A 25,949-nucleotide genomic window follows, 5' to 3' on the forward strand; every position below is an offset into this window, starting at 1 on the left:
GCGCTCGCCCAGGCCCGCGCCCGCGCCGAGGCCTCCGCGGCCGCCTGCACACCTGGCACCCCCGGATGGGCCGCCGCCACCCTCGTCCTCGCCCAGGCCGAGGCCTCCGACCAGCCGTCCGACGCCGCTCAGCGCGCCCTGGACGTCCTCGACCGGATGCCTCCGAGCCGCCTGCGGGCCACCGCCCGCACCCGGTTACAGCAGTTGGAGGGCCTGCTCGCCGCCCGTCCCGCCGAGTACGTGGCCGATCTGCGTGAACGCCTGCGCACCCTGCCGCCTCCTGTGGACGCGTCCGGCGCCGCATCGGCGTGAGGTGCGCCGGACATCTGGCCGTGGTCCGCGGTCAAGGGTGGCGGAAGCCGCGGTCGGGGTTGCGGGCCTGATCGGGGTCGAAGGCGGCAAACCAGTCGTGCGGGGCGAGATTGACCATCCCCAGGGACTGATGGATCTCGTTGTCAGGCTGCTCGATGCCGTCGAGGGAGTGGTCGAACAGCATCAGAACGTCGTGGTCCTGGAAGAGGACGTCGGAACAGGCGTCCCAGTCGAAGTCCGCCCGGTCTTCGGGCAGGCCGACCACCGTGTCCCGCACGAGCCGCGGCCGGTTGCGCGTCAGGTCCTGGGCGCGGGCGATGCCGAGGTGCAGGGCCATCTCCTCGCCGGTGCTGCGCGGTTCGACCTCGGCGTTGGACGAGCAGTCGGCGGCCAGGTCGTCGAAGGCCCGGGCCATCTGCCGCCGCCAGGGACCGTCTTGGTTCCAGGTCGCCCGCGGCAGCGAGCCGAAGAGGCCGCTGGCGCTCCGCTGGGCCGGTTGATCCCCCAGCGTGGACACCTCCTGCCACGCCTGGTCCGACAGCTGTTGAAGGGCCAGGTGCAGCACCGCTCGCGTGCGCGCGGTGAGGACCTCCCCCCTTCGTCGTCTTCTTCGTCCCAGTCTTCGCTGAAGGGATCGGCTCCGCCGTAGCGGGCGCGGGAGCGCAGTTGCTCGCGGACACGGTGCGCGGCCTCTTCGGGGGCGGCGAGCGACGTGTCGATAATCAGCAGTTCGTTGGAGAACGGTTCGGCGCTCAGCAGGACGGCGGCCTCCGTGAGGAGGGCCGTCTCCGTGTCGCCGGAGACACGGGGAAGGACCACCGCGTACTGGTTGTCGGTCAGCCGGTCGATGATGCTGGAGGTCAGCCCGGCAACGATCCAGGGGTCATCCCAGGGCGCGGCAACGTGGAGGTCGTCGACCACGAGGACGTTGCCCGGCAGGTCGACGAAGTTCTCGTACTCCGGGGTGAACTGGCCTTCGGTGTCGAAGAGTTGTTCCGCCACCACCGCGGGGAAGGACTGCTCGTCGGCGATGCGCTCGTGGAGGTTGTGGGCCTTCCAGTACAGGCCGCGCGTCGCACGCACCCGGGCCACCGTCTCGTCCTCGGCGAGGAGGGAGATCTGCCAGGTCTGCACGCCCTCCGCGGCGGGATCGAGAAGCCGGTGGACATGCCGGAACTCCAACGTCAAGGTGCTGGGATCCGCCTTGGCAGAAGACCTGGTTGCCTGCTCGGTCATCGACTTCCTCTCACCGTGCAGCCGCCTCCGACGGCGCGATCCCAGGCTAGTCAGCACGAAGCCCGCGCTGCGCACCATCAGCACAAAGCACCCGATCCAGCGGCCCCTTGGCTCCAGGAGTCCGGGGATCAGGAGGCGTGGGAGCCCAGGAGCACACCGGCCAGCGTCCCGGCGAGCAGGAACGGGCCGAACGGGATCCTGCTCGTACGGTCGGCCCGGCCCGCGAGCATCAGGCCGATGCCGTAGAGCGCGCCGAACAGGTACCCAGCGAACGTCCCTACCAAGACGATCGCCCAGCCGTACCAGCCCAGGACAGCGCCCAGGACGACGGCGAGTTTCACGTCACCGAACCCGAAACCCTTGCTGATCAGGAAGAGCACGAAGTAGCAGGCTCCCAAGACGAGGGAGCCGAGCAGCGCGGACGTCCAACTGCCGTCGGCACCAGGCAGCACCGCCGCGACGCCCAACAAGGCGAGCGCGGCCGCAGCGAGCGGCAGGGTGAGCACGTCCGGCAGCCGGTGCGCCGCGAAGTCGACGGTGGCGAGCAACACGGCGGCCGGGGCGAGCAGCAACCAAACCACCAGCTCGGGGCGGCCCCCGGTGACGGCCGCCAGCAGCGCGCAGACCACGGCCGTGACGGACGCGACGGAGAACGTGCTCGGCCCGCAGGCATGCCCGGCGGCGCAGCGAGCACGCCCCAGCCAGCCGTTGCCGATTCCGGTGAGGGGATGGCCGGCCGGGCACGCCGATCGCCAGGGCTCCTCGGGCGGCACGGAGAACCGGTACGCGGGACGGGATATGAGTACGCCCGCGTCGCAGCCCCACAAGGCGGCAGCCGTGATGATCAGCAACCTCTCCACCGGACGGAGCTTAGGGTCTCGCCGGTGCCGGGCTAGGACGGCACCACCAAGAGATCCACTACGTTGTTGCCCGCCCTACGCCGCGGACGCGGCCGCGCCGGGCTGCGGGCCGAACCGGCTGGCGAACTCCTCGCGGATACCGGGCGTGCTGAGGAAGAGAGCGCTGCCTTCGAGGAAGCGAGCCCTGTCGAGCTCCTGAGCCAGGACGCGTCCGGCGTACACCGTCGGATCCTCGTTCCGCTCGCGCGCCTGGAGCACAAGCTGCTCGTAGTGTTCCTCAGCGACCTCAATGCGAAGTTCCCTGACCATGTCCGCCACGGTAGCCGGGCAACGTCGCCAGAGTTGGGCTCGGCTACCTCGGCGTGCTGCGCTGCCGCGCAGCACGTGGCCCAGTCCGCCGAGCGATCAACCGTCGATTCTCCCGTGGAATACGCAGCGCCGGTCAGGGTCAGGCCTGGCGCCAGGAACGCAGCCTCTCGGCGATGCCGTACGAGTCCAGCCGCAGGCCCCGGATGTCGTAGATCAGTTCCCGCCAGAGCTCGAACTTCGTGTCCACGCGTTCTCCGGAGGCCTCGAGGTAGGCGATGGCGACGCCATATCCGTACACCTCATTGCGGGCCGGGAGTGAGCGCAGCAGCACGCATTCCTCCAGCATGACCGCAGCCCGCCAGAAGGCATCGGGATGGTGCTGATCGTGCCGGGGCGGGTCGACCCGGTGGCGCTGGGCCATGCCGACAAGCACAGAGAAGTCGTTGACGGTCAGGTCGCCCCGGAGGATCTCCTCCTGGCGCTCGAGGAACCATCGGTAGTCGACGTACACGATGGGAGGCACAGGTCAGGCCGCCCGCGAGGTGTCGTGCGCGACGGACGGCAGCCCGCCGAACTCGGCATCGAAGGCGTCCATGACGCCGGGCTCGCTGATCACGCGGCGGAAAGCGGCGGTCGCCGTCTGCAGCGCCCGCTCCTGCTCCTTCTCCCCAGCCACCTTGGCCAGGTAGGCCTTCACAGACAGACCTTCGGCAGCGGCGAGGCCCTGCAGGGTGTCCCTGGTGCTCGTGTCGACCTTGACAGTGGTTTCAGCCATACCCGTAGTATCCCGCACGGTATACGCGCCGCGCTACCTAATGATTGTGGACGTTCCTCGGCTGTTGGGTCTTACGGCTGATGTCGCAATTGCACGAGCCGTGTCGTACCGATGTCGCATACGACATCGCCGTGAGACTAGCGCGTGGGTGGGTGTTGCTGCCCTGGGTGTGTGGTGCTCGTCGAGCTCCGGTTGGACTCGACGCGTTTCAGTGGTCCATCCGTCTGTGGTGACGGATCTTGTTGCCGTTCCTCTGTGGGCTAATCAGCCCACTCCATGGCTTGGGCGGCGCACAGAGCCGGCGAGCACGAGATATACGGAGGTACCAGTGAAGGCAATCGTCGCGACGGATCCGGCCGCGGAAGCAGCCGGGATCACACTCGCGGAGCGGCCTGAGCCGACGCCGGCGATCAACGACGTCGTCGTTGAAGTCCATGCGTCGGGCTTCGTCCCCGCGGAGTGGGAGTGGCCCTCGACGTGGGTCGATCGCGCCGGTCGCGATCGAGCCCAGGCGATCATCGGCCACGAGTTCGCCGGAGTGGTCACCTCCCTCGGCTACGGCACGACGGGGCTCTCGCTGGGACAGCGGGTGTTCGGGATCACGGACTGGCACCGCGATGGAACCCTGGCCGAGTACGCGGCCGTGGAGGCACGCAACCTGGCGCCGCTGCCGGGGAACGTCGACTTCACGGTGGGTGCGAGCCTGCCGATCTCCGGCCTGACCGCGTGGCAAGGTCTGTTCCAGCACGGTCGTCTTCAGGCGGGGCAGAGCGTCCTCGCACACGGCGCCGCCGGCGCAGTCGGGTCTGTGGTTACGCAGCTCGCCCGGGAGTTCGGCGCCTACGTCATCGGTACCGGGCGGGCGGCGGACCGCCAGGCGGCGCTCGACTTCGGCGCGAACGAGTTCCTCGACCTCGCCAGCGAGGATCTCGACGACATCGGCGGGGTTGACGTGGTCTTCGATGTCATCGGCGCTGACATCCAAAGGCGCTCGGCGAGAATCATCCGGCCTGGCGGGACGCTGGTGTCGGTGGTCGGGCCTGTTGAGGCTCGCCCTGTCGACGGCTTGGCGGTCGACTTCGTCGTCGAGTCCGTTCCGAGTCAGCTGGTGGAGATCGTCGACCGGGTGCGGGACGGGCGCCTTCGCACGCACATCGGAACCGTCGCGACCCTCGACGACGCCGTCCCTGCGCTCAACCCGACCGAGCGACGCAAGGGCAAGACCGTCATTCGCGTGCGCCCCTGAGCGCCCTGGGAATGGGCCAACAGAGGTGGTGGGCTGGACGACCGCTGACCTGCCCGGTGTCTGACGAGGAAATGCCACGGACTTGAGACTGATCATGGTTACACGGCCGTGAGACACCAAGAAAGCCCAGGTCGCAAAAGATCGACATGTCGGACGCGGCGAGACCCTACGGCCGCTGCGCCCGCTCGCGGGCATCACCGAAAGATCACGTCCAGGGTGCTACGCGTGCTTGCTCGCGCTGAGAGGTGCGGCTTGGCGCTGCGCGGACTCCGCCCCGTCTTCTTCGCGGCCGTTCTTCCGTCCCGCGGCATCGGGCAATGTCAGTGGTGGCAGGCAGGATGACAGGCATGACAACACCTGCAGCTGTGATCATGGATGCCGCCGCTTACGCGCAGGCGGTCGAGGAAGCGGTGAAGGCGTCGGCCGCCTACTACGCGGGTGGGACGTCGGCCTTGGACGATGACGCCTACGACAGGCTGGTGCGAGGCATTGCCGCGTGGGAGGCCGAACATCCTGATCAGGTGCTGCCCGACTCTCCGACGGGGAAGGTCGCCGGCGGCGCCGTGGAGGGCGATGTCCCGCACACCGTGGCGATGCTGAGCCTGGACAACGTGTTCTCGCCGGAGGAGTTCACCGCCTGGACCGCGTCCCTGGCCCGGCGCATCGGCCACGACGTCGAGCGGTTCAGCGTCGAGCCGAAGCTGGACGGGCTCGCGGTCGCCGCCCGTTACGCCGGCGGTCGCCTGATACAGCTGATCACACGCGGGGACGGGACGGCCGGGGAGGACGTCTCGCACGCGATCGGCACCATAGACGGCCTGCCGGACCAGCTCGCCGAGCCGGTCACCGTGGAAGTCCGCGGCGAGGTCCTGATGACGACCGCTCAGTTCGAGCATGCCAACGAGGTGCGCACCGCGCACGGCGGACAGCCTTTCGCCAACCCGCGCGGCGCCGCGACGGGCACCCTGCGCGCCAAGGAGCGCGCTTACACCGTGCCGATGACGTTCTTCGGCTACGGCCTGCTGCCCCTGTCCCGTACCGAGACGGCGCTCGCTGCGCGGCTGGGCGAACTCGCGCACAGCGAGCTGATGGCGCAAGCCGCCACGTTCGGGATCAACACCACCGCCACCACCGCGGTGCCCGGCATCACCGTCGGCACCGTCGAGCAGGTGCTGGCCCGGGTGCAGGAGATCGCCGCCCTGCGGGCCGAGCTGCCGTTCGGGATCGACGGGATAGTCATCAAGGCCGACCTGGCCGCCGACCAGCAGACGGCAGGATCGGGTTCGCGCGCTCCGCGTTGGGCGATCGCCTACAAGCTGCCGGCCGTCGAGAAGATCACCCGGCTACTCGAGGTGGAGTGGAACGTCGGCCGCACCGGCATCATCGCCCCGCGCGCCGTCCTGGAACCGGTCGAGATCGACGGCGCCACCATCACCTACGCCACCCTCCACAACCCGGCCGACATCACCCGCCGCGACCTGCGTCTGGGCGACCACGTCATGGTCCACCGGGCTGGTGACGTCATCCCCCGCATCGAAGCCCCCGTCGCCCACCTGCGCACCGGTGACGAACAGCCCATCGCCTTCCCCGAGGCGTGCCCGCGCTGCGGGGCCGGCATCGACACCAGCGAGCAGCGCTGGCGCTGCGAGAACGGACGCAACTGCCACCTGGTGGCCGCCCTGTCCTACGCGGCCGGCTGCGACCAGCTCGACATCGAAGGCCTCGGCACGACGCGCGTCGTCCAGCTCGTCGACGCCGGCCTCGTCACCGATCTCGCCGACCTGTTCGCCCTGACCCGTGAGCAGCTGATGGGCCTGGAGCGGATGGGTGCAACCAGCACCGACAACCTCCTCGCCGCCATCGCCGCGGCCAAGGGCCAGCCGCTGTCGCGGGTGCTGTGCGCGCTCGGGGTCCGCGGCACCGGCCGCTCCATGTCCCGCCGTATTGCCCGGCACTTCGCCACCATGGACAACATCCGCGCCGCGGACGCGGAATCAATGCGGCAGGTCGAGGGCATCGGCACCGAGAAGGCCCCCTCGATCGCCGCCGAACTCGCCGAACTCGCCCCGCTCATCGACAAACTCGCCGCCGCCGGGATGAACATGACCGAACCCGGCGCCACCCCACCCACCTCGTCCGACGGCGACACCGGCGGCCACAACGAGGACACCGAGCGTGCGGGCGGACCGCTGGCCGGGATGGCCATGGTCGTCACCGGCACGATGACCGGCCCCCTTCAGAAGCTCAGCCGCAACCAGATGAACGAGCTCATCGAACAAGCCGGCGGCCGCTCTTCCTCCAGCGTCTCCAAGAAGACCACCCTCGTCGTCGCCGGAGACGGCGCGGGGTCCAAGCGAGCCAAGGCCGAGGATCTCGGTATCCGCGTGGCCACCCCGGATGAATTCGCCGCCATGGTCGCCGACTACCTCAACTAGGCCTCGCGCAAGGAGTGTTCCCCAGGTCACACCGGCAGTCGGGGCTGTGCGGGAACAACCCGAGACAGTTGACCGTTCAACCTGTACGTGGCTCGCGGAGGGGACAGTGTCCCCGGGCCTCACCTAGAGCCCATGGGGACGATCGTCCGGCTGAAGCCCCATGGAGCCATCCGCCGAGAGGCGACCGCCCTCCGCACGTCACCGCCTTACGGCCCCGGCTGGTTTTCCCCGTCCAGCCGGGGCTCTTGCGCACTGACGGCGGCCCGCAGCCCTGTGTGACGTACCGACCGTTGACCGGCACACATAAGTCTGCGGTCCGCGAAGAACACCAGGTGTTCGCGGGTCGCAACAAGTTTGAAGGGGCGGCTGCAGACGCCGACGGGATTCGAACCCGCGGCGAGGAAGGGCAGGGCCCGCCCGGCCTCATCTGTCGTCGCGCGGAGGGCCTTCCGCGCGACGATTGCAATGGACCGCTCTGCCACGGCGCTGCAGCCTGCCGGGACCACGCGATCCCGGTCCCTAGACCATAGAGGCCCTTGCCCGAGTGATCCCACAGGTTTTTCGACGTACGCCGCAGCCGACCGGGTCAACGGTGCAGGAGATAGTGCGTCAGGCGGGAGCGGGCTTTGCCGGCGCTGAGTCCGAGGGCCTGGCCGATCGTCTCCGGCGACAACTCGTCGGCCTCCACAGCGTAGGCGGCTTCCCGGCCTGCCAATGCGGCGAGGCGTTCCAGTCGGGCCACCGCCTTCAGCGCGGCCGCCGGCGCCTCCTCGGCGAGCGCGGTCAGCTGCGCCTCCAACAGGTCCATGGCCTTCGTGAGGTCGGCCGGCAGCGGCACCGTCTGGCGTTCCACGGCGCGGATGTGCTCCAACCAGTCGTCGTACGGGCCGGTGACGTCCAGCTCGTGCAAGGAGTCGTCGTTCACCTGGTCCCAGTCGATTGGGTAGCTCTGGCCGCGCCAGCCGCAGGCGCAGGCCCCTCGGCGGGCGGCCGCTTTCGGCCGCTCCAGCCGGCCGTCGTACGCCCACCACTCACTCGTCGAGTGCCCCGCGCTCCCGCTGCCGATGTCCAGATACACCGGCTTCGGCTCACTGCCGTCGGCGAGGACCGCTCCCGCGATGCCCTCGTGGGACTCCCCGAACTCCTCCGTGCGCCACCCCACCGTTCTCCGCCCCTTTCATCCCGTGGACGACCGCGGCTCGTCCTGTCCGCCGCAGAGCGGCCCGGCACCGTCCCTGAGTGGCGACGCTGCCGCGGTCACGGCCCCGAGAATGCCGCAGGCCACGCAGGCACGATGGGCGAACTCCTCAATTCGACCCGATCGGAGAGCACGGTCACCGGCCATCGGGGGTCGTCTCCTCCGGCCGGATGCCTGAAGCTCAGGGAACCGGCCAGCGCCGGTATCACCGTCCCCTTCGACCGCTGAATGCAACTCACCCATGCTCCCCGCCCTCCAGCCTCACGCAACGTGAGGGTCAAGCCGTGGCCGGTAGTCCTCGTCTGGGCGTGCCCAAAAAGATGGGGCTCACGTCTTCGAGCGCGCTGTGACTGAGCACCAGACCTGTCCAATGAGCACTGGACTTGTCGTGTTGTGCATTCGAGTTGGCGGGCAGGGGAGCCCCCGCAGGGGCTGATCTGGGCTGATTTGCTGTTTCTCCTTCCTCTGCTCCATCGGCGTGATCCGCTGGTGACGTGGACGCGTTCCCCCGGAGGGTCGCCGCAGCGGGCCGCGGCCCTGAGTATGGAAGTCGTCCCTCGGAGCCGGCTACTGCTGTGACCGCATAGGTTTCTCTGGTCTCCGTCCCTGGCTAGGAGGCACCGCCCGTGGCGCCCACCGCTGTTCGCGCCGCCACCACGAATGCTGCGATCGCCGGGTGCGTGCCGCCGCCCGCGCGGAAGGCGACCTTCGAGCGACGGAAGAGGGGCAGCCGGGTCAGGACCACGCCCTCGGGGGCATGTGCGGTGGCTATCTCCGGTACGAATCCGGCACCTTGCCCGATCGCGGCCAGTGCCAGGACCGTACGGAAGTCGTTGACCTGATGGCGGATGCGCGGCTGGAAACCGGCCGCCTGACAGGCGCGTACGGCCATCGCGTGACCGGTCGTACCGTCCCGGGCCGTGATCCATGGGGACGCGGCCCACGCTCCGAGCAGCTCCGCCAGCGTGTCGCCGCGGGCGGCAGGACCGGTAGCGGGAGCTCCGCCCGTGGCCAGGTACATCGGCTCCTCCAACAGGGGCACCTGGTCGACCGTGGTGTCCGGGGACGCGGGCACGAAGTCGTAGTCGTGGACGAGGGCCACGTCGAGTTCGCCGGCGCGCAGGCCGTCGGAGACTCGCGCCGAGTCGATCTCCTGCACCATCGGTTCCAGCGCGGGATGCCGCAGGGCTAGTTCGGCCAGGGTGGCGGGCACGATCGCGGGGCCACCAGAGGGGAACGTCCCGATCCGCAGCGGCCCGCCGATACCCTCGCGTGCCCCGGCCAGCTCGGAGACCGCCACTTCGAGGCGTTCGAGGACCGCGTCGGCGTGGGTGACGAGGGTGCGGCCGGCGGGGGTGAGCACCACCCGTCTGCCACTTCGTTCCAGCAGGGGCACGCCCGCCTCGCGCTCAAGCACGCTCAGCTGCTGGGAAACGGCCGAGGCGGTGAAGGTCAGCGCCTCGGCGACGGCCGCGATGGTGCCGCGTCGGTCCAGTTCGCGCAGCAGGTGGAGACGTCGGACATCGAGCATAAGGTTAGCTTACGCATAAGCGAAGAAACATGAACTGGATCTACTGGGTTTGTGTCGGTCAGGCTGGACGCATGAAGCCCGAAGCAAACCTCACCGGCCTGTTTGTCCCCTTGGTGACCCCGTTCACCGACGACCTGCGCCTCGACCCGGACGCGCTCGCCTGGCTCGCCAATGAGGCACTGTCAGTCGGCGGCGCTCGCGGACTCGTTGCCCTGGGCACCACCGCGGAGGCGGCCACGTTGACCACGGAGGAGAAGCAGGCCGTGGTCCGTATCTGCTCGGCCGCCTGTCGGGCACACGGAGCTCCGCTGATCGTCGGCGTCGGCACGAACGACACCGCCGCCGCCATCACGACACTGCGGGAGCTCGCTCAGAGCGGTGACGTCGCCGCGGCGCTGGTTCCCGCGCCGCCCTACACCCGGCCCGGTGAAGCGGGAACGCTGGCGCACTTCACGGCACTCGCCGAACACGGGGGTCTGCCGCTGGTCGTCTACGACATCCCGTACCGCACCGGTCAGGCCCTCAGCACCAGCACCCTGAATGCGCTCGGGCACCTACCGGAGGTCGTCGGGGTCAAGTACGCGACCGGCGCGATCGACGCAGCCGCGATGGAACTGCTCGGCTCGTCGGCACCGGGCTTCGCGGTGCTCGGCGGCGATGACGCCGTCATCTCGCCGCTGCTCGCGGCGGGCGCCCGTGGCGGCATCCTGGCGTCGGCCAATGTCCGCACCGCTGACTTCGCCGAGCTGATCTCGCTGTGGCAGCGCGACGCTGCCGGACCGGCCCGCAGGCTGGGAGCCGAGCTGGCCCGGCTGTCCGCCGCGCTCTTCGCCGAGCCGAACCCGACCGTGATCAAGGGGGTGTTGCACGCTCAGGGCCGCATCCCCAGCCCGGCCGTCCGGCTGCCGCTGCTGGCCGCCTCCGCCGATTCGGTCCGACGGGCGACGGACCTGGCCACCGCCCGGACCCACCAAGCCCACCAAGAGGCCGCGGCCTGACATGGGCACGTGGTCCCCGGGGGAACCCGGTGGACTTCGATGCAAGCCGATTGCGCCCGCCCGCTCCCGTGCCACCACGCGCCCCACGTGGGCGAGCCCTCCAGGCGGCCGAGGCGGGCGGGTCGGTCCATCACGTGGACCTGTCAGCGACTGTGATGATGGGGTTGGGACGATGCTCAAATGACTGATGAGATCCGGAAGACATACCTGCAGGCTGCCGAGAAGGCGGTGAACCTGCTGGCCACAGAGCAGGTAGCCCGACGCTGGGAGACCGAGTCCGTGCTCCCCGGGATGTCAGTGGGTGGGCTGGCCGGCCACCTTGCGCGTAGCGTCCTCCAGGTCGAGTGGTTTCTCGACGGGCAGGTATTCGGCGCAGAACCGGTGTCACCGGTGCGGTACTACGCGCGGCTCGCAGATACGTCGTTGCCGGACTCCGCGCTGAACGTCGGGGTGCGTGCCCGCAGCGAGGAAACTGCCGCAGCCGGCCGCGCTGTTGTGGCTGAGCAGGCCCGGGCAGCATGGGTGCGACTGTCGCAGCGGCTGGGCATGGAGTCGGCCGATCGGCGGGTGGCTGTCCTTCACCGGCCGGGAGAGGAGATGTTGCTCGACGGATACCTGCAGACCCGTTGCGTCGAGCTGGTGGTGCACCTCGATGACCTCGCGCTCAGTGTCGACGCGCCATGCCGAGTGCCCGATGCTGCGCTCGCCGTCGCGGTGGATGTGCTCGTTGCCGCCGCCCGGGACCGGCACGGCGACCAAGCCGTGTTGCATGCGCTCGCCAGGCGTGAGCGTGACGCTGACCAGGCCCTGCGTGTGTTGTAGGGCTACCGCATTACAGACGGGTTCTGGGGTGGCCCTGGGTTGGTCGGGGCTCCTCCTCGCCGTCGACGAGCCCGCGCTCGACGCCTGCGGGCCCGGCCTGCGCCCGCTGCTCACGCGCACCGCAGACTGCGCACCTACTTGGCCAGACCGCTGGGGCTGGAGGGCCGGGCCGAATCTGTGCATCGGAGTTGTCCATCCGGGCCAGACAGCATGCTCAGTCACACGCGCGCCGTCGGCGAAGCCGGTGGCCACCACAGGCGGCCCCCGGATCGCGGGGCGACTCGAGACGGCATGGCTCCCCCACACGGCCTGGGGCGGGATGCCGAGGCTGACCCCGCCATGCGACCGATTCCAGTCACAACCCCCTGGCCGAATCCAGTGCCATCCTGTGACCGCGGTGATCCTCTTCCTCCCCCAGGCGGAGGCCCCCGCCCCCTGGCCCCGTCCGCGTGCTGTCACCTGGGCGGGGCCGCGCCGTCCCTCCCGGCCTCCCCACGTGCGCTGACCCCGCACCGTGTGCGCCCTCTACGCGCTTGCCTCGCCGATGCGGCGTTTGGCCCGCTCGACCTGGCGCATCAGCAGGTCCGCGAACTGGATGATCTCTGCTGCCTCGATCGGGTCGTCGAAATCGACGGTGCGGTGACTGGCGGGGTTCTTGTAGGCGCCCATGGCGCCGGCGAACAGGTTGGTGGTGGCCGCCTGCTCCCCGCCCTCGGCTTCAGCGTCGGCCAGCGCACCGCCGGCCTTGCCGTTCTCATGAGGTCGGAACGCCTCCCGCATCAGCTTCACTCCGACCAGGGAGTTGTCGAGTCCGGAGGCGTCGCGGACGGCGACCTCGACCGCCTTCGAAGTTGGTGCGCACCGTGTCTTCCAGGGCCGGGTGAAGCGGACCGGACAGCCGCTCGCGGGCCTCGAACCGCGTGATGCCCTGCGGGTCCTTCACCAAGTCCATGCCGTCGGCGGAGATCCGGCGGAACGCATCGGACTGGCTGGGTTCCCGGGACAGCAGCGCCTGCGCCTCCAGCCAGCACCAGGCATCGGACAGCCGGTTCACGAGCGCGTCCGCATCCGGCTCTTCCTGGAATGCCTGCCGCGCCGAACTTGTCGTGCCCGCGTACTGCAGATATCCGGTGCTGCTGGCGAGGTGCCGCAGAAGAAGGAGCGCGACATCCCGCGTGGGCAACTGCCGGATCTGCTCTGCCGGAACCGGCGGTATGTACTGGAAGTGCATGGGGCCACACGCTACGACGCAGCACTGACACTCTTGGTCTGCTTTTCCGTGTCGTGTCGACTTGACCTGATATGGGGTGGTGTCTTTGGATCAGCGCGGGCCTGTGAACGCCCGGCCGCGCGACGGATGAAGCCCCCGCAAGCTCCGTCGCCGAGGACCGGCCAGAAGCGTCACCACGCATCATCGGACGCACAACCACGCAGACACAGCGCTGATCGACGGGGGCCGGCCAGCGCGGAACAGGCATCAATGAGCCACCAGACAGCTCTGGCCGCCACCGAGGACCGCCATCGCTGCACGGGCGAATCCCATCAATCCCTGCACTCGCTACCGGTAGTTCGTTAAATCCGGCAGTAGAGATCAATGCCGTGTCCGGTGGTGACCGCGTCGATCAGGGCCTGGAGCTCGGAGGGTGGGTCCTTGTCCGTCCAGGCTCGCCACCACCGGTTGAGGGTGATGGCGGGGGTAAGCCAGGAACGGATGGCGCGTAAGGCCCTGGGCCAGCAAGGCTGTTGGGGCTGGTGGGGTGTGCCTGGGCCCCCTCTCGGGCCCGCCGTCGGGGCACGGGTCCGGCGCGCTGGTATCCAGGGGTCCGGGTGGGGCGAACCACTGGTCCCAGCAGAAGGAGAAAGCACAGTTGACCAGGGTCTGGTGGCGGCGGATGGCGCGGTCGGAGCGGACTTGGAAGTCGGCCCAGCCGAGTTCGTCGTTGACCTGCTTGTAACTCTGCTCGATCCACGGCCGCAGTCCGTAGAGGCGGACGATCTCGGCGAGGTCGGCGGGCGGGTGCGGGCTGGTGGCGGCGTGGGGTGCGTCGGGGTGGGGCAGGTTGGTGGCCAGGTACCAGGTGGCCTTCTCCGGCAGCCGGGCTGGGTCGGTGGTGGCCACGACCAGCCGGCAGGGTGAGTCGGGGCTGTAGCCGCCCAGGCGGGTATCGGCGGCCCACCAGGTCTCGGTGTGCCCGTCGCGGAAGTGACGCTGAACGGGTGTCCAGTTGCCGGGACGACTGGGACCCCTCCAGGCCAGGGCGTGTGCGGCCTGGACGGGGGTGTGCGGCTGGTCGGCCGGGGCCCAGACACCGTTGCGCGGCTTGAACGCCACCACGTAAGCCAGGCCGGCCTCGCGCAGCGCGAGGTACCAGTCGTTGCTGACGGAGTAGGCGCAGTCGGCGACCACGGCCCGGCAGCCGAAGCCCGCCTCCTTTCCGCGGGCCGCGAGAGCGGCGGCCAGCTGCGGTTTCGTACGGAAGGCCAGATCGGACCGGCCACGGGCGAAGTGATGGGCTGGGGTGTAGGGAGTCGCGTGCAGCGGGTGGTACACGCGGCCGTCGGTCCACACCGTGGTCACTGTGACGATGCCGTTGTCGGTCTTGCCCAACCGGCCCAGCCACTGCCGGCCCACGTGCGCGGTGGCGGTGCCGTCCTTGCCGTCCCCGGAGTCGTCGATCACGATGACCCCGCCGTCGTGCGGAGCCGTCGCCTGCTGCTCTCGCAGCAGTTCAAGCCGCCGGTCGTTGACCTGCTCGGCCTCCCAGGGCGACTCGGACAGGAAGAACTGCAGCCGCTGCACCCCCGGCATCCCCGCGCCGGTCACCGGCTCCGCCCCTGCCAGGCAGGTGATCGTCTTGTTCCGCTCCCGCGGCGCCAGCAGCCCGGTCAGGTACTCACGAAAACCCCGCCGCTGAGCCAGGCTGAAGAAGAGGTCGTCGAACCGGGCCGCGTACTCCTCCAACGGACCGGGCGCGGGCGGACACGAACGGCGAGCGGTCATCTGCAGCCTCCAGCAAGGCAGTTGACTCCCATCACCGGCCTACGACCAACCCGACCTGACGTCAACCCACGCCACCGCCGGAATTAACAAACTACCGGTAGTCAGCCCCACAGGAGAAACGCTGGCCATCCCCGCGGCGCGCCATCCAGAACAGGCGGAACTGGAGGCCGCCGTGTTCCTCGCCGCCTGCAAGATCGGCGGGATTTCGCAGGATCCCCTGGGGATCGTCAGCGTCCGGCCGGAACCAGAGCTGCTCGGCATTCGGATGCTGGCCGAGCCGTACGTGATCCGGTACTGGGCTGACATGCTGCTTCCCCGCTCGGTCGCGGCCGACAGCAGTGACCCCCACAACCGCGTCTCCGGTGTAGCCGGCCTCCGCTATCGCCGCGAGCGCGGCGGCATCTGCCTGTACCGCCCGGCAACACCAGCCCGCATCCTGCTCACCGGCTTCAACCCCCGATGGTGGGAGCGCGTCACCGACCTGCTGAGCGACGACTACCAGCTCCTGCAAGACCAATCGGACTGGACCCCGGACGAACGAGCGACCCACACCGCAGCCAGCGCCTTCCCCGTGAAACCGGCGCCCATCTTCTCCCCCCTGCTACGCCGCATCCGTGCCACCGCAGGACCGGGAGAGATCAACGCAACCGACGCCTGGAGCTCCATGGGCGGCTTCCGGCTGGAGGCCACCGACGGCCCGCCCTGCCCCGATCTGGTCCGCCTTCTCGGTGACGGGCCGACCGGGCTGGGCTGGGAAGTCGATCACAAGTCGTGCACCTGTCTTTGCGATCACATCCGCGGCGGCTGCAACATCGACTTCCGCGACCCTGCCACGGGCTACTTCGTGTACTACTCGAACGGGAAGTGGGGCCGCACCGACGACGAGCGGCACCGCAGTTTCATGGCCGACGCGAACCGCGACGCCTTCACCCGCTGACCGCTGATGCCGAAAGAGGCGACATGCCTGGCCCCCAACTCCAGGGCGCAGCTTCACCGTGAGCCAAACGGGTGCTTGATAGGCATATATGCCGAGTTGCCTGGGGCCTGCCTCAGCTCTGAATTAGCGTGTGGCCCGGCTTCCACTACCCAACGCGGAGTCGGCACCATGACATCCGAAACGCCTGGATACGACGACAGTGCTCCTTTCGAAGTCTCTCGTTCGCCCGAGTCGGCACTGCCTCGCCCGGAAAACGAGGGCATGAATGTCTGCCGGGTGTCCGCGATTTCCATGATGTTCGGCGGCGACCGCACTGGAGTGCGCGATGTGTCCTCTGAACTAGAGGCAATGGGATGGTGGTGAGGGTGACGAGCATGAGCACATGTGAGGGTCCGCCGACCGTCAGGTCGGCGGACCCTGGAGATCGGTGACGGTCAGCCGGAATGGTTCGCGTAGTAGTCGCGGAGCAGGCCGTTGATGCCGTCCACGGTGTCCGAGATGCTGATGCACCACCATCTGCGAACCGTGCCGAGCCCACCCGACGGCTCTGGCCAGCCCTCCCGGCTCACTACATGCCTAACTTGCCTTACTAGGCCTGAACTGCAAGGACGCGTGACAGCACTAGATAACGATGATCATCTGCGCGTCCGGGGCGGCGCTCTGAGTGAGGAAGCGCAGGGGAACGCTTCCTCAGCCGGGCAGAAGATCGCGTGCCGGTTGTTTCAGCGCGGTTCGGACGAACTGGGCCGCGCGGTCGAGCGCCAGTGCGCCCTCGTCCAGGATCGGCGCGAAGCCCTGGAAGACGTGTGGCACGTCCGCAGTGATGTCGAGGATGACCGAGACGTCGGCGGCTGCCAGGCGGGAGGCGAGCCGGATGGAGTCGTCGAGCAGTGTTTCGTGCGTTCCGACCTGCACGAGAGTGGGCGGCAACCCGTGCAGGCCGTCGAACAGCGGGCTGTGCTCCCGTGCCGCGGTAGCACCTTCGCCGGCGTAGTCGAGCACGCGCCGGGCGAGCGCTTCCCGATTCACCGCGACGTCTACGGACGCCCGCGTTGTCATCGAGTCGCCGGACAGGGTCAAGTCGATCCAGGGCGACAGGAACACCGCGCCCGCCGGTACGGGCCGGTTTCCCGCCACCAGTGACGTGAGCAGTCTCAGTGCCACCCCGCCTCCGGCGGACTCCCCGATCACGATCAGTCCGTCGGTGACGACACCCGAGTCCAGCAGCGCTTCATAACACGTCGCGGCATCGGTCGCGGCGGCCGGTGCCGGGTGTTCCGGCGCGAGCCGGTAATCCACCGTGACGACCCGCAGTCCCGATCGCCGGGCGATCTGGGTCACCAAGCCCAAGGAGCTGTCCGCCGAACCCAGAGCGAACGCGCCGCCGTGGAAGTAGAGCGCGGTGCCGACCGGTTGCGGCGCACCGCTGATCGTGACCGACAGCGCGGCGACACCCGCCAGGTCGAGCTTCTCGACGATGGCGTCGGCGGGTACCGGCTGCGAGCTGAGGATCTGTTCGAACAGCGGCCGTTGGACGTCGAGATCGCCACCCAGGTCGAGCGGCGAGTTCCGCCGGAGTTCGCGGACCTGCTCGCGTTGCTTACGAGTCATGCTGTCACCTGCCTGGTTCCGAGGCCGGTGCGGTGTGGAAGTTGGCCGAGGACGACGGTGTGCTTGTTCGTCATGATCGCGCCTCCGTCGACTTGACGTGCTGCGCTACCAGTGCCGAAAACTCTTCGGGCTCGTCGATCGGAACGATGTGGCCGGCGTGGGGCAGCAGCCTGGCCGTCAAGTTCTCGGTAAACGGAGCGAGTTGACGCGCGGTGCCCTCGCCGACCGCGCCTCCGCCGATCGTGAGCACCGGAAGTGTGAGCACGTTCTGCGTCACCCACGAGGAGATCCAGCCCGCGTTCGCGGGCATCGCGCGGTAATGCTCGAAAGCGGCCCGCAAGGACTCCCGCCCGCGGTACGCCTCGACGATCCGGGCGCTCAGCACCTCCGAGAGCCCGCGGCGGCTTCCGCCGTCGAGGAAGAACCGGATGTAGTGGTCTTCCCGTCCCTCCAGCAGGTCCTCGGCGAACCCGCCCGGAGCCGAGTGGAGCCCGAACCACCAGGGCGCGCCGTTCGTCGTGAAGGATTCGGCGCCGGGCAGAGTGCCGATCATCGCCTCACTCAGCGTCAGGCTGGACACCCGGTGCGCGTGGGCCGCGGCCAACGCGAACGCCGGTGCGGCGCCGAGGTCGATGCCGACGACGTGCGCCCGGTCGATGTCAAGCGCGTCGAGGACCCCGACCAGATCCCCGGCGACCTCGGTCGCCAGGTAACCGCCGGCCGCTCGGTCGCTGTCGCCCAGACCGCGTAGATCCGGCGCGACGACACGAAGCCCGGCCGCCGTCAGCAGCGGCGCGACTTCGGACCAGATCGCCCGCGTGTGCGGAAAACCGTGCAGCAGCAGGACCGCGGGTCCCTCACCCGCCACCTCGACCGCGAAGCGGACGCCGTTCACCGAGATGTACCGCGCTCGGGCATCCGCCAGGTAGGCAATCAACATCGTTTATCTCATCCAGTCGGTTACTATCAGATACCAGGCGAACATAGGAGACCGACCGTGGACGTTCAAGGAGGCACTTCCCGGAACCCTGGTCACCCCGGGGTAACCCCTCACCGCGGCGACCTCTTCGATGCGGCCTGCCCCACCAGGCAGCTGCTCGACCGGGTCGGCACGAAATGGACGACAATGCTCGTCCTGACCCTCGACCAGACCGATGGCGAACTACGTTTCACCGAACTCAAGCGAGCCATGACCGGGATCTCCCAGAAGATGCTGACGCAGACCCTGAGGTCACTCGAACGGGATGGCCTCGTCACCCGCCGGGTCGAGCCTTCCGTTCCGCCACGGGTGTTCTACGGGCTCACCGTGCGTGGAAAGTCGTTGGCACAACCCCTGTCACAGTTGCGAGAGTGGGCAGAGACGCACATGCCCGAGGTTCAGCTCGATCAGAACGCATTCGACCGTTCACTCTGAGCGCAGGGCTCGTCCACGGCCAGCCAGGCCGGCGATGAGCAAGGTCGTTGGGCGTGTCCGATGGGTCCCTTGACGGGTCTGACGGTGGATCCGTAAGTGAGAACGAGGCGGGTGAACAAGCTCAGCGCGTGAGCACGCACCCAGCCGCGACGCCGAGCCAGAGCATGGCTCCGAAGAACAGGCCGACGATCGGATACAGGCGGTACTTCCGGGTCAATACCCTTGCGCTTTTCGGCCTTTCGGGCAGGTAGGCGACCGGTACATGGGTTCCGAGGGCCAGCCCCGTCCCCGTCGTGGCGGGCCGGAACCGGACGGGCCGGCCCTGCCGGTCGGTGAACTCGATGACAGGCTTCGAATAATCGTCCCCGGGCTCGTGCTCCTGGTCCACCACCACCCCCTCGGCGTGCAGCCCGTAGCGGCTCAGCCGCATCTGCAGCCGTGCCTCCCGGGCGCCGGCCCGCAGACTCACCAGGCCCGCCAATACGGCTAGGGTCTGTTGCGAAAGTGGATCTTGGTCGTGGATGATCGCGCTTCGTGAGGCGTGGTGACCTGACGAACAGCCAGTGGGCTCGGCTGGAGCCGTTGTTGCCGCAAGGCATCAAGCCGGGCCGTCCGCCGGTGTGGACTCGGCGGCAGCTGATAGACGGCATACGGTGGCGGACCCGAACTGGTGCGCCCTGGCGTGATGTACCCGAGCGGTACGGCCCGTGGGACCGGGTTTACGACCTGTTCCGACGGTGGCAGCGCGATGGCACGTGGGCGCGGATCGTCGCCCAGCTCCAGGCCCAGGCCGATGCGAAGGGCCTGATCACGTGGGATGTGAACGTCGACTCCACCGTCTGCCGGGCTCACCAGCACGCCGCCGGGGCGTCGAAAAGGGGGATCTGCAAAAGGAGCCGCCCGGTGGCCTTGCCGTCGAACCGGCCGACCACGGTCTCGGACGTTCCCGAGGCGGGCTGACCACGAAGATCCACCTCGCCGTCGAGCAGGGGCAGAAGCCCCTGTCGGTGCTGATCACGGCCGGGCAGCGGGGTGACTCCCCGCAGTTCGAACCGGTCCTGGAGGCCATCCGGGCCCCACGGCTGGGGCGTGGGCGACCCCGCCGGAGACCCGACCGGGTGCGGGCCGACAAGGCGTACGACTCTCGCCGTAACAGGGCCTACCTGCGCAGACGTGGGATCAAGGCGACCATCCCGGTCCCTGCCGACCGTGTCCGAAACCGCCAGAAGCTCGGGTCCCGGGGTGGTCGGCCGCCGAAGTTCGACAAGACCGACTACCGCGAGCGGCATGCCGTCGAGTGCGGCATCAATCGTCTCAAGCGCCACCGGGCCGTGGCCACGAGATACGACAAGCTCGCCGTCCGCTACGAGGCGACGGTGCTGGTCGCGGTCCTCAATGAGTGGCTATGACAGCGGGACTACCTCTGCGGCAAGTTGTTCACCAAGAGCGCGGTGGCTTCCGCGGGCGTCGCAACCTCGCCCAGGAGGGCGGCGTAGCCGGCTGAATAGACCTGGTACGGCGGTCCGCCGTAGACGATGAACGGAACGTCGTCGTGATCTGGTCCGCTCCAGGGCGGGGCACTGCGCAGGAAGTGCAGCGTGCCGTGCGTCGGGAAAGGATAGAGGCCGCGCAGGCGTGGCTCGGCGTGGGCGGCCTCAACGATGACAGACAGCGATTCATGCGTGGCGCCCCGGGTGCCTGACCTGCGTTCCAAGAGCCAGCGCCAGGCGGTCGCGATGTCAGGGGCTTCGGACATGGGCACATCTTCGGAGATCTCGGCGGTAGCCACAAGCTGATCCGTCGACAGCCACGACTTTCCCAACAGACCCTAGCCCTGCCAACCGCCGGGACGTCCAGGCCAAACGGGCTGGACGCCCCGGCAACAAGGATCCGCTGGTGCCGGTTCAGCGACGAGGGTCATCTGTTGGCAGTCGGGGCACCGGATGGTCAGGTTCTCTAGCCCCCTCAGCTCGCCGCCCCGGAGGCGGTCCAGGCGCCGCTTGATGTAGGAGCTGATGTTCCTCACGCCCTCAATCACCGGAACCATGTCCCGGGCCGCCGCCTCGCGCTCCGGGCCGTTGAGCAGCGGCAGGAGTTCCTCCCCCAGGAAGCGCATGAGAACGTCCAGCACTCGGCCGGGGCGGGCCTCCACCGCGTGGGCGTTGTGCGTCAGGCCCGTTCTCAGGCCGACTTCCGAACCGCATCTGACCAGCGTCAATGGAATGCGCTGGAGTGCGGTCTCACGCCGGATCACCTCCGCTCGCGCGGAGAGGACGACGTGGACAGGGCCCACAGCTCGTCCTGCGTCGGATCACCTCCGCTCGCGCAGAGAGGACGGCCGCGAGCTCACCCTCGATCAGCTCGCCGACGGATCACCTCCGCTCGCGCAGAGAGGACCAAGCCCCAGATCCATCCGGTGCTCCAGCGTTCGGATCACCTCCGCTCGCGCAGAGAGGACGTGGTGCGCTGCTGAGAGCGCGCCTTCTCGGCCGGATCACCTCCGCTCGCGCAGAGAGGACACCACCGGCATCGTCCTGCAGAACCTCGCGAACGGATCACCTCCGCTCGCGCAGAGAGGACTTGATACCGAGGGTCTCGACGTCCGCGAGGAACGGATCACCTCCGCTCGCGCAGAGAGGACGTTACAGAGGATCGGCGGAATTTTGTCAAGGGCGGATCACCTGTCGGTGTGAGGTCTCAGGAGATGCTTGACCGATTGTGCTCTGGACATGGTTGACACGTTCGGCTGAACGTCTGCCGTCCCCCGACCGCCGATGCTGCAGGGCTGCTTCCGTCGGTGACGTGGATGTTCAGCAGTTGGCCGAGTACCGCTACCGAGCCGTCCGCGAGGTGCTCGGTGGGTCCCCGATCGGTGAGGTCGCGGCCCGGTACGGCACCTCGCGTCAGACGTTGCACAGCTGGCGGCGGCGGTTCGAGCAGGAGGGCATGCCCGGTCTGTTGGATCGCTCCCGGCGCCCGCGGAACAGTCCCACGCGCCTCTCTGCAGAGGTTGAAGCCGAGATCTGCGAGCTGCGTCGCCGGCATCCCCGCTGGGGTGCCCGCCGGATCTCCCACGAACTGGCCGCCCGCGGGCTGGAGTCGGCGCCTTCGCGGGCCACGGTCCATCGTGTGCTGTCCCGCAACGGCCTGGTCCGCACCCAGGAACAGCAACATCCGCGCAAGTACCGCCGGTGGCAGCGCGAAGCGCCCATGCACCTGTGGCAGATGGACCTGGTCGGCGGGGTGCCGCTGGCCGACGGCCGGGAGTGCAAGATGGTCACCGGCATCGACGACCACTCCCGGTTCGTCGTGATCTCCTCCGTCGTGGCCGTGCCCAGTGCCCGCGCGGTGTGCTCGGCCTTCACCGCCGCGATGCGCCGTTACGGGGTGCCCTTCGAGGTCCTGACCGACAACGGCAAGCAGTTCACCGGCCGTCATACCCGCCCCCAGCCGGTGGAGGTGCTCTTCGAGCGCATCTGCCGGGAGAACGGCATCACCCAGCGGCTGACCAAGCCGCGTTCACCCACCACCACGGGCAAGATCGAACGTTTTCACCGCACCCTGCGCGAGGAATTCCTCGATCACGTGGTGCCGTTCGAGTCGCTGGCCGCGGCCCAGGAAGCGATCGACGGCTGGGTGCACGCCTACAACCACCAGCGTCCGCACCAGGCCCTGAGCATGGCCACCCCGGTCAGTCTCTTCCGTCCCCATGCTGCAGTCCGCGGCGGTGACGTACATCCTGAACAGGCCGTTGCCGAACCGGAATTGTCCATTGAGGTCGTCGAACCGCCGGTCCTGCCGCAGCAGGGGACCGCGGTCGAGTTCGATGTGCGGGTGCCTCCCAGCGGGGAGATCACCCTGGTGACGGGCAGGCAGCGAGTCGGCATCCACCAGGCACTGGCCGGCCGGACGCTGACTGTCTGGGCGAACCACCGCAGCGTCCACTTCCTCCTCGACGGGCACCTTGTCACCACGGTCCCGTCCCGGCTGCGGCCGGAGGACCTCGCCTACCTGACCATGCGCTACGGAGCCCGTCCGGCCGGTCCCGAGCCCGCACCCCCGGCCCTGCCCAGGGCCCGCAGCGGCACGGCCATCCTCGCCGCCGGCGAACCCGTCGAGGTCGACCGCAAGGTCCATCGCGACGGGATCGTTTGCCTGGCCGGTGGCCGCTACCAGGTCGGATTCGCCCTCGCTGGCCGCACGATCGCCCTCCGTCTTGACGGACACCTCATGCACGCCATCGCCGACAACGCCCTGATGGGAACGTGGCCCTGCCCCGTTCCGGCCGACCGTCTGGGGCAGATCGCTGGGGCACGGACGGCGACGTCCCCGCTGCCGCCTCCGCCTCTGCCTGCTGGCGCTATCCGGGCCCAGCGCAAGGTGCATGCGAGCGGCCGCTTCATGATCAACGGCCAGTTCATCAAGCTCGGCCCGCGGCATGCGGGAAAGATCGTCACCGTCGTCATCGAGGACACCCACTACCGGATCCTGCACGGGGAGGACGAACTCGCTGTCAGGCCCCGCAAGAACCTCGGGCCGATCACCAGGCTCTACGTCAAAGGCATGGGCACCCAGAAGGACCGTCAAGGATCTCCTGACGACAAACCGTCAATGAAGTCCTGAGACCTCACACCGAGATCACCTCCGCTCGCGCAGAGAGGACCAGATCCAGGGCATGCAGGACGCGGTCGTCGGCGGATCACCTCCGCTCGCGCGGAGAGGACTCAACGTGCACACCCTTGCCGAGCGGACCGGGCGGATCACCTCCGCTCGCGCAGAGAGGACTTCGTCCAGCATCGCGCCGGCCGCTCGGGCGCCGGATCACCTCCGCTCGCGCAGAGAGGACCCCGGTGACGGCGGTCTTGAAGTCGGCTGCGGCGGATCACCTCCGCTCGCGCAGAGAGGACGCGAGTTCTTCCTCGTCCATGCCGGAGTACGTCGGATCACCTCCGCTCGCGCAGAGAGGACCGTGAGGGTGGCCATGTAGAGCCCGTGCCCTGCGGATCACCTCCGCTCGCGCAGAGAGGACGGGCCGTCCGTGGCGCCGAGCTCTGTCAGCGTCGGATCACCTCCGCTCGCGCAGAGAGGACCCCTAATCGTGGTGCCGGCACGTCATCGGGCGCGGATCACCTCCGCTCGCGCAGAGAGGACAAGTCCATGCCGACGATGACGGCTACGCGCTTCGGATCACCTCCGCTCGCGCAGAGAGGACTAAGAGGGCATGCGGCGGACGTTCGCGAACCGCGGATCACCTCCGCTCGCGCAGAGAGGACACATCGGGCTTCCCTCCTGTGTTCTTCATGGACGGATCACCTCCGCTCGCGCAGAGAGGACGCGTAGGTGCGCCGGGCTCGTTCCCGGGTGGCCGGATCACCTCCGCTCGCGCAGAGAGGACACCTTCCACGCCCGCGGCCTGCGCCTGCACGGCGGATCACCTCCGCTCGCGCAGAGAGGACGCGTTGGAGACGACCCCGGGACGCTCCCCCGACGGATCACCTCCGCTCGCGCAGAGAGGACGGCTTCGCTCTGGCCTTCATGGTCTGGAGCTTGGGATCACCTCCGCTCGCGCAGAGAGGACTGGCGCTGCCCAATGTCGACGTGGTTCATGATCGGATCACCTCCGCTCGCGCAGAGAGGACTCTTGCTGACCTGGGCCCCTTCAGGCGCTTTGCAGGTTCTTTGCCGGGGCTAAGGGCTGTCCCGTAACTGTTGGTCGTCACCGGGCGGCGGCGTGCAGGTCCCGTGTGTACCAGTCGAAGCGTGTGCCGTCCTTGCTGTGCGTCGGCTTGCCGGGGGTGAACCCTGCCCGCTGCGCGACTGCGGCAGATGCGGGATTCTCCGGCTCCACCTGGATGACTGCCTCCGCCCCGCCTTCACTCGCCGCGTACTGGGACGCCAACAGGACCGCGCGGGTCGCCAGGCCACGCCCCCGCCAGGACGGATAGAGGCCGTAGGCGACATTCACCTGGCCGGGCGCCAGACCTTCTCCTGCGAACCGCAAGTCGATCGTGCCCGCGAGCACCTCGTCGGCACCCATCCGGATGCCGAACGCGCGGAGCGGCCCGGCGGTGTCCCACTGCTCCCGGCAGTGCCGGAAGTACGCTTCGGTGCCCTCCCACGTGCCGGGACCGCCGTTGAGCCAGCGAACGAGTAGCTCGTCCTCCCCCGCGAGGTGCGCCTCCACATCGTCCAGGCGCAGAGGGGACAGAGTGATGATCCCGTCGGACAGCTTCACTGCATGCATCCGGTGATTCTTGACGCCAGAGCCGTGCCGCACCATCGAATTCTGCGCGACATCACGCGGACCTCCCGGGCCAGGAGATGATCTCCGTGTGACTGCTGTGATCACGGCGTCGGAGCCGACCTGGATAGCCCCGTTCACCGGTCTGAGCCCGCGTGCCTTCGGGAAGCTGGTGGCGGTTCTGCGGCGTGAGGGTGCGGACGCGGTCCGCAAGGGTCGGCCGTGGAGCCTGCCGCTGGAGGACCGGGCCTTGCTGGTCGCGGCCTACTGGCGGACGAATCTGACGATGCGGCAGCTCGCGCCGCTGTTCGGGGTGTCGAAATCGGCGGCGGACCGGATCATCGACCACCTCGGGCCGATGCTCGCCCTTCGGCCCCGCAAGCGGTTCGCCAAGGACACCGTACTCATCGTGGACGGCACCCTGGTCCCCACCCGGGATCACACCATCGCCGAGCGGTCGAAGAATTACCGGTACTCCACCAACCACCAGGTCGTCATCGACGCCGACACCCGCCTGGTCGTCGTGGTCGGCCGGCCGCTCGCCGGGAACCGCAACGACTGCAAGGCGTGGGAGGAGTCCGGCGCCAAGGCCGCCGTCGGCAAGACCACCACGATCGCCGACGGCGGATACCCGGGCACCGGACTCGTCATCCCGCACCGCCGTGAGCGCGGCCAGACCGAACTCCCGGACTGGAAAGCGGAACACAACAAGACCCACAAGCAAGTTCGAGCGCGCGTGGAGCACGTCTTCGCCCGCATGAAGACCTGGAAGATCCTCCGCGACTGCCGCCTCAAAGGCGACGGCGTCCACCACGCCATGCTCGGCATCGCCCGCATGCACAACCTCGCCCTCGCCGGATAGGCGGACGGCCGGTACGGCAGCCCACCATGCCCGAGGCAACTCAAAGATCATTTACGGGACAACCCTTAGTAGGACTCCGTTAGGTCTGTCTTGATCTTGCCGTCGTGTGTGTCTTGCTGGGCAGGGGTTGATGGCAGGTGGTGCAGATGCCGGTCCAGCAC

Annotated in this window: 25 protein-coding genes, 1 pseudogene and 2 CRISPR repeat arrays; of the genes and pseudogenes, 10 read left to right on the forward strand and 16 right to left on the reverse strand. The window is 68.7% G+C overall.

Going from position 1 to position 25,949, the window contains the following annotated elements; genetic code table 11:
• Positions 1-312, forward strand: a pseudogene (locus tag ABT186_RS42225) (Twin-arginine translocation pathway signal); the annotation flags it as partial.
• Between the two features lie 31 nt (positions 313-343).
• On the opposite strand, the gene ABT186_RS42230 reads toward ABT186_RS42225, so the two are convergent.
• The 6 genes from ABT186_RS42230 to ABT186_RS42255 all read right to left on the reverse strand — a co-directional run bounded on the left by ABT186_RS42230 (position 344) and on the right by ABT186_RS42255 (position 3,492).
• Entirely contained in the window at positions 344-649 is a 306-nt protein-coding gene (locus ABT186_RS42230) for a hypothetical protein (protein ID WP_351929640.1), read from the reverse strand.
• Complete coding sequence (locus ABT186_RS42235; RefSeq protein WP_351929642.1) at positions 610-1,548, reverse strand: hypothetical protein; 939 nt, start codon at positions 1,546-1,548, stop codon at positions 610-612. Before ABT186_RS42235 ends, ABT186_RS42230 begins: the two co-directional genes overlap by 40 nt.
• Before the next feature lie 128 nt (positions 1,549-1,676).
• Positions 1,677-2,408, reverse strand: a complete 732-nt coding sequence (locus ABT186_RS42240; RefSeq protein WP_351929644.1) for a prepilin peptidase — start codon at positions 2,406-2,408, stop codon at positions 1,677-1,679.
• Between the two features lie 75 nt (positions 2,409-2,483).
• The gene (locus ABT186_RS42245) at positions 2,484-2,717 is read right to left on the reverse strand and encodes a hypothetical protein (protein ID WP_351929646.1); all 234 of its coding nucleotides are present in this window, start codon (positions 2,715-2,717) and stop codon (positions 2,484-2,486) included.
• A gap of 139 nt (positions 2,718-2,856) precedes the next feature.
• Positions 2,857-3,240, reverse strand: a complete 384-nt coding sequence (locus ABT186_RS42250; RefSeq protein ID WP_351929648.1) for a toxin Doc — start codon at positions 3,238-3,240, stop codon at positions 2,857-2,859.
• A 3-nt stretch (positions 3,241-3,243) separates the two neighbouring features.
• Positions 3,244-3,492: an antitoxin MazE7 gene (locus tag ABT186_RS42255; protein ID WP_311701466.1), complete on the reverse strand. Its 249-nt coding sequence runs from the start codon at positions 3,490-3,492 to the stop codon at positions 3,244-3,246.
• A gap of 328 nt (positions 3,493-3,820) precedes the next feature.
• On the opposite strand from ABT186_RS42255, the gene ABT186_RS42260 reads away from it, so the two are divergent.
• Together ABT186_RS42260 and ligA are read left to right on the forward strand one after the other, a co-directional pair.
• Positions 3,821-4,738, forward strand: a complete 918-nt coding sequence (locus ABT186_RS42260; protein WP_351929681.1) for an NADP-dependent oxidoreductase — start codon at positions 3,821-3,823, stop codon at positions 4,736-4,738.
• Positions 4,739-5,085: 347 nt separating this feature from the next.
• Positions 5,086-7,173, forward strand: coding sequence for an NAD-dependent DNA ligase LigA (ligA, locus tag ABT186_RS42265; protein ID WP_351929650.1), 2,088 nt, complete (start codon positions 5,086-5,088; stop codon positions 7,171-7,173).
• Between the two features lie 586 nt (positions 7,174-7,759).
• Here the strand turns inward: ligA and ABT186_RS42270 are convergent.
• Positions 7,760-8,335, reverse strand: coding sequence for a hypothetical protein (locus ABT186_RS42270; protein ID WP_351929652.1), 576 nt, complete (start codon positions 8,333-8,335; stop codon positions 7,760-7,762).
• Positions 8,336-8,981: 646 nt separating this feature from the next.
• Positions 8,982-9,902: a LysR family transcriptional regulator gene (locus tag ABT186_RS42275; protein ID WP_351929654.1), complete on the reverse strand. Its 921-nt coding sequence runs from the start codon at positions 9,900-9,902 to the stop codon at positions 8,982-8,984.
• A gap of 71 nt (positions 9,903-9,973) precedes the next feature.
• Between ABT186_RS42275 and ABT186_RS42280 the strand changes: the two genes are divergently transcribed.
• Together ABT186_RS42280 and ABT186_RS42285 are read left to right on the forward strand one after the other, a co-directional pair.
• The gene (locus ABT186_RS42280) at positions 9,974-10,900 is read left to right on the forward strand and encodes a dihydrodipicolinate synthase family protein (RefSeq protein WP_351929656.1); all 927 of its coding nucleotides are present in this window, start codon (positions 9,974-9,976) and stop codon (positions 10,898-10,900) included.
• Between the two features lie 180 nt (positions 10,901-11,080).
• The gene (locus tag ABT186_RS42285) at positions 11,081-11,722 is read left to right on the forward strand and encodes a maleylpyruvate isomerase N-terminal domain-containing protein (protein ID WP_351929658.1); all 642 of its coding nucleotides are present in this window, start codon (positions 11,081-11,083) and stop codon (positions 11,720-11,722) included.
• A 525-nt stretch (positions 11,723-12,247) separates the two neighbouring features.
• On the opposite strand, the gene ABT186_RS42290 is transcribed toward ABT186_RS42285, so the two are convergent.
• From ABT186_RS42290 to ABT186_RS42300, 3 genes are all read right to left on the reverse strand, one after another.
• A complete protein-coding gene (locus ABT186_RS42290; RefSeq protein ID WP_351929683.1) occupies positions 12,248-12,520 on the reverse strand; it encodes a TIGR02391 family protein in 273 nt (90 codons plus the stop codon).
• Positions 12,477-12,953, reverse strand: coding sequence for a hypothetical protein (locus ABT186_RS42295; protein ID WP_351929660.1), 477 nt, complete (start codon positions 12,951-12,953; stop codon positions 12,477-12,479). The genes ABT186_RS42290 and ABT186_RS42295 overlap by 44 nt, the downstream gene beginning before the upstream one ends.
• Positions 12,954-13,313: 360 nt before the next feature.
• The gene (locus ABT186_RS42300; protein ID WP_351929662.1) at positions 13,314-14,723 is read right to left on the reverse strand and encodes an IS701 family transposase; all 1,410 of its coding nucleotides are present in this window, start codon (positions 14,721-14,723) and stop codon (positions 13,314-13,316) included.
• A 172-nt stretch (positions 14,724-14,895) separates the two neighbouring features.
• Here ABT186_RS42300 and ABT186_RS42305 point away from each other — a divergent pair, with 172 nt between their 5' ends.
• A complete protein-coding gene (locus ABT186_RS42305; protein ID WP_351929664.1) occupies positions 14,896-15,660 on the forward strand; it encodes a hypothetical protein in 765 nt (254 codons plus the stop codon).
• Between the two features lie 690 nt (positions 15,661-16,350).
• On the opposite strand, the gene ABT186_RS42310 is transcribed toward ABT186_RS42305, so the two are convergent.
• Both ABT186_RS42310 and ABT186_RS42315 read right to left on the reverse strand, forming a co-directional pair.
• On the reverse strand, positions 16,351-17,271 hold the full coding sequence (locus ABT186_RS42310; RefSeq protein ID WP_351929665.1) for an alpha/beta hydrolase: 921 nt from the start codon (positions 17,269-17,271) through the stop codon (positions 16,351-16,353).
• A gap of 70 nt (positions 17,272-17,341) precedes the next feature.
• Positions 17,342-18,211 (reverse strand): alpha/beta fold hydrolase, encoded by an 870-nt coding sequence (locus ABT186_RS42315; protein ID WP_351929667.1) that lies wholly within the window; start codon positions 18,209-18,211, stop codon positions 17,342-17,344.
• Between the two features lie 57 nt (positions 18,212-18,268).
• Between ABT186_RS42315 and ABT186_RS42320 the strand changes: the two genes are divergently transcribed.
• A complete protein-coding gene (locus tag ABT186_RS42320; RefSeq protein WP_351929669.1) occupies positions 18,269-18,685 on the forward strand; it encodes a winged helix-turn-helix transcriptional regulator in 417 nt (138 codons plus the stop codon).
• Between the two features lie 121 nt (positions 18,686-18,806).
• Here the strand turns inward: ABT186_RS42320 and ABT186_RS42325 are convergent, their stop codons facing one another.
• The gene (locus tag ABT186_RS42325; protein WP_351929671.1) at positions 18,807-19,166 is read right to left on the reverse strand and encodes a DUF3592 domain-containing protein; all 360 of its coding nucleotides are present in this window, start codon (positions 19,164-19,166) and stop codon (positions 18,807-18,809) included.
• Between the two features lie 53 nt (positions 19,167-19,219).
• Between ABT186_RS42325 and ABT186_RS42330 the strand changes: the two genes are divergently transcribed.
• Positions 19,220-20,094, forward strand: a protein-coding gene (locus tag ABT186_RS42330) for an IS5 family transposase (RefSeq protein ID WP_351929673.1) whose coding sequence is annotated in 2 segments (ribosomal slippage) — positions 19,220-19,564 and positions 19,567-20,094 — 873 coding nt in all. Because the reading frame shifts where the segments join, the coding sequence is not laid out codon by codon here.
• Between the two features lie 8 nt (positions 20,095-20,102).
• On the opposite strand, the gene ABT186_RS42335 is transcribed toward ABT186_RS42330, so the two are convergent.
• On the reverse strand, positions 20,103-20,474 hold the full coding sequence (locus ABT186_RS42335) for a DUF6193 family natural product biosynthesis protein (protein WP_351929675.1): 372 nt from the start codon (positions 20,472-20,474) through the stop codon (positions 20,103-20,105).
• Between the two features lie 457 nt (positions 20,475-20,931).
• Positions 20,932-21,326: a CRISPR direct-repeat array (repeat unit 29 nt; unit sequence CGGATCACCTCCGCTCGCGCAGAGAGGAC).
• Between the two features lie 161 nt (positions 21,327-21,487).
• Here ABT186_RS42335 and ABT186_RS42340 point away from each other — a divergent pair.
• Positions 21,488-23,308: an IS481 family transposase gene (locus ABT186_RS42340; RefSeq protein ID WP_351230313.1), complete on the forward strand. Its 1,821-nt coding sequence runs from the start codon at positions 21,488-21,490 to the stop codon at positions 23,306-23,308.
• An 11-nt stretch (positions 23,309-23,319) separates the two neighbouring features.
• Positions 23,320-24,324: direct repeats of the CRISPR family, unit length 29 nt; unit sequence CGGATCACCTCCGCTCGCGCAGAGAGGAC.
• A 77-nt stretch (positions 24,325-24,401) separates the two neighbouring features.
• Here ABT186_RS42340 and ABT186_RS42345 read toward each other — a convergent pair.
• A complete protein-coding gene (locus ABT186_RS42345) occupies positions 24,402-24,929 on the reverse strand; it encodes a GNAT family N-acetyltransferase (protein WP_351929677.1) in 528 nt (175 codons plus the stop codon).
• Positions 24,930-25,017: 88 nt separating this feature from the next.
• Between ABT186_RS42345 and ABT186_RS42350 the strand changes: the two genes are divergently transcribed.
• Positions 25,018-25,788 (forward strand): transposase, encoded by a 771-nt coding sequence (locus tag ABT186_RS42350; protein ID WP_351929679.1) that lies wholly within the window; start codon positions 25,018-25,020, stop codon positions 25,786-25,788.
• Positions 25,789-25,949: the final 161 nt, after the last annotated feature.

The organism is Streptomyces sp. NPDC001634 (genome assembly GCF_040298185.1).
Classification (GTDB): domain Bacteria; phylum Actinomycetota; class Actinomycetes; order Streptomycetales; family Streptomycetaceae; genus Streptomyces.

Excerpts from the sequence above, each read along its gene's own strand:
- ABT186_RS42230 (WP_351929640.1), bottom strand. The coding sequence starts at position 649 with ATGGCCCTGCACCTCGGCATCGCCCGCGCCCAGGACCTGACGCGCAAC.
- ABT186_RS42310 (WP_351929665.1), bottom strand. The coding sequence starts at position 17,271 with ATGACTCGTAAGCAACGCGAGCAGGTCCGCGAACTCCGGCGGAACTCG.
- ABT186_RS42345 (WP_351929677.1), bottom strand. The coding sequence starts at position 24,929 with ATGCATGCAGTGAAGCTGTCCGACGGGATCATCACTCTGTCCCCTCTG.
- ligA (WP_351929650.1), top strand. The coding sequence starts at position 5,086 with ATGACAACACCTGCAGCTGTGATCATGGATGCCGCCGCTTACGCGCAG.
- ABT186_RS42245 (WP_351929646.1), bottom strand. The coding sequence starts at position 2,717 with ATGGTCAGGGAACTTCGCATTGAGGTCGCTGAGGAACACTACGAGCAG.
- ABT186_RS42285 (WP_351929658.1), top strand. The coding sequence starts at position 11,081 with ATGACTGATGAGATCCGGAAGACATACCTGCAGGCTGCCGAGAAGGCG.
- ABT186_RS42295 (WP_351929660.1), bottom strand. The coding sequence starts at position 12,953 with ATGCACTTCCAGTACATACCGCCGGTTCCGGCAGAGCAGATCCGGCAG.
- ABT186_RS42280 (WP_351929656.1), top strand. The coding sequence starts at position 9,974 with ATGAAGCCCGAAGCAAACCTCACCGGCCTGTTTGTCCCCTTGGTGACC.
- ABT186_RS42275 (WP_351929654.1), bottom strand. The coding sequence starts at position 9,902 with ATGCTCGATGTCCGACGTCTCCACCTGCTGCGCGAACTGGACCGACGC.
- ABT186_RS42300 (WP_351929662.1), bottom strand. The coding sequence starts at position 14,723 with ATGACCGCTCGCCGTTCGTGTCCGCCCGCGCCCGGTCCGTTGGAGGAG.
- ABT186_RS42315 (WP_351929667.1), bottom strand. The coding sequence starts at position 18,211 with ATGTTGATTGCCTACCTGGCGGATGCCCGAGCGCGGTACATCTCGGTG.
- ABT186_RS42255 (WP_311701466.1), bottom strand. The coding sequence starts at position 3,492 with ATGGCTGAAACCACTGTCAAGGTCGACACGAGCACCAGGGACACCCTG.
- ABT186_RS42235 (WP_351929642.1), bottom strand. The coding sequence starts at position 1,548 with ATGACCGAGCAGGCAACCAGGTCTTCTGCCAAGGCGGATCCCAGCACC.